2 protein-coding genes are annotated in these 2,196 nt (G+C 62.2%); one reads left to right on the top strand and one right to left on the bottom strand.

Annotated elements, in window-relative coordinates:
* Positions 1-820, bottom strand: an 820-nt coding sequence (locus F8N12_RS27040) for a DMT family transporter (RefSeq protein WP_150583101.1), incomplete at its 3' end; no start/stop codon positions are given.
* 99 nt (positions 821-919) lie between these two features.
* Here F8N12_RS27040 and F8N12_RS27035 point away from each other — a divergent pair.
* Positions 920-1,789 (top strand): LysR substrate-binding domain-containing protein, encoded by an 870-nt coding sequence (locus F8N12_RS27035; protein WP_150583100.1) that lies wholly within the window; start codon positions 920-922, stop codon positions 1,787-1,789.
* Positions 1,790-2,196 lie beyond the last annotated feature (407 nt).

Genomic DNA, 2,196 nt, shown 5'->3' with positions numbered 1-2,196 from the left:
TGACCGGCAACGGGTCGCCGAATTGCAGCCACGCCCACAGCAGCGTGATCGGCGGTGCCATAAACAGTGCGCTACTGATCCGCTGGACGCTGAAGCGTTGCAGGCACAACCAGTAGAAACCATAACCGCCGACCGTGGCGAAAAACACCAGCCACGCGACGCCCGCAGCGAAACCCGCGCTGGCCGGTGGCAGCAGCCCGCCTTCAAAGTGCGCGAGCACGGCGAACAACGGAGTTACCGCACAAACCTGAATGAACAACGCGGTCGGTGCTGGCATCGGGACACCGGGGGAGGCTTTTTGATACAGCGTCGCCGCCGCCAGTGAGAACACGGCCAGCAGGGGCAAAACATACACCCACAGATTAGCGGCCGCCCACTCGACGCTGGCGCTGCTCGCCACCAGCATGCCCAGCAAACACAGAGCCAGGCCCAGCCATTGCCAGCCTTGTGTGCGTTGTCCGGGCACGCAACCGGCCAGTACCACAATCGTCAATGGCAACAGATTGGCGATAACCGCCGCGGTACCGGGGGCGACACCCAATTGAATGGCGCCGGCGATGGGGCCGATGTAACCGCCAATGGCGAACAGCCCCAGCAAACTTTGATGGATGACATCACGGCGTCGCAGTGCGCGCAATCCCTTCCAGGCAAAGGGCAGCAGCACGGCCGCGGCGAGAATGAAACGCCACAGTGTCGCAAGGTAAACGCCGCCCTGATCGGCCGCATAGCGGTAACCGATGAAACCGGAACTCCAGCTGACGACCATGGCCAGCAGCAGGGCACTTCCCAGCAGTGAAACTCGAGGGATGGCAACGTTCATCGCATGGCACCTGACAGTGGGCTTGACTCGATGGTATGAAGGAACCTCTGGTGCAATCAAACGATACGATCAGCACTAATGATGCAGGAATACAGAACCATGTCGGAGACGCTCGAAATAGATCTGCTGCGAACGTTTCATGCCATCGTGCGCTTTGGTCAGTTTCTCGCGGCGTCGCATTTTCTGAACAAGAGCCCCTCGGCGGTGAGCCTGCACGTCCGGCGCCTGGAAGCGTTGGCCGGTGGACGGCTGCTGGAGCGTGATAACCAGACCGTGACACTGACGCCACTGGGTCGACGCTTCGCGCTGCAAACCGCCGAACTGTTGCAGCTGCATGACCGCCTGCTGGCCGGCTTCACCGCGCCGGTCGCCAGTGGGCGGATCCGACTGGGGATTTCCGAGGAATATGCCGCCGCCGTGCTCGGCAGCACGCTGCCCCATCTCAGCGCAGATTTTCCAGGCATCGAGCTGGAAGTGGAAACCGGTAACAGTGGTCGCTTGAGCGCACGCCTGGAGCGTGGGCAGCTGGATATGGCGTTGCTGGTCGAGCCCATTGACGTGCCGGCACCGGTGGGGCGTTGCGTGAAGTCCTTTGGGGTAACCGAGCCCGTCTGGGTCGCGGCGCACGACTACGCGCTGGACCCGGGCAAGCCGGTGCCGTTAGCGTTGCACAGTAAAGGCTGCCCGTATCGCGCCGTGGCTATCGATAACCTGTCGCGGCTGGGTCGACGCTGGCGCACGGTGATCATCAGTGCGGGCGTCAGCGCGCTGGACGCGGCCATTGAGGCCGGCTTGGCGATCGGCATCGTCGACCGCGCCCGGGTCAGTGAAAGCATGCGCGTGCTGGCGCCGGCAGACGGGTTTCCCGAACTGCCTGTGCACGAACTGCGTCTGATGTCAGCGCCCGGGGAGTTGAGCGCGGCGGCTGAAGTACTGGTGGGATTGATTGGCCATGATTTTCATCTGTGAACCGAAAATCCACCGCCCCCTTGTAGCAGCTGGCGAAGCCTGCGTCCGGCTGCGCAGCAGTCGTAAAATCAGCCTACTCGGTGAAAGAGCCGTAACGCATTCACCATTACGACGGCTGCGCAGCCGGACGCAGGCTGCTACGAGATTGTGGCGTTGCGGACCCAGGCTGCGCCAGCTGCTACGAGACTGATGTCAGCGCCCGGGGAGTTGAGTGCAGCGGCTGAAGTACGGGTGGGATTGATTGGCCATGATTTTCATCAGTGAACCGAAAATCCACCGCCCCCTTGTAGCAGCTGGCGAAGCCTGCGTCCGGCTGCTACAGCAGTCGTAAAATCAGCCTACTCGGTGAAAGAGCCGGAACGCATTCACCATTACGACGGCTGCGCAGCCGGACGCAGGCTGCTACG

This window comes from Pseudomonas fluorescens, from assembly GCF_902497625.1.
GTDB classification, from domain to species: Bacteria; Pseudomonadota; Gammaproteobacteria; order Pseudomonadales; family Pseudomonadaceae; genus Aquipseudomonas; species Aquipseudomonas fluorescens_BQ.
Note: the sequence above shows the minus strand (reverse complement) of the source record. Positions and strands in the feature narration are given on the sequence as shown.

What these genes read in the sequence shown, in the direction of transcription:
- F8N12_RS27035 (WP_150583100.1), top strand. Translation starts at nt 920, where the DNA reads ATGTCGGAGACGCTCGAAATAGATCTGCTGCGAACGTTTCATGCCATC.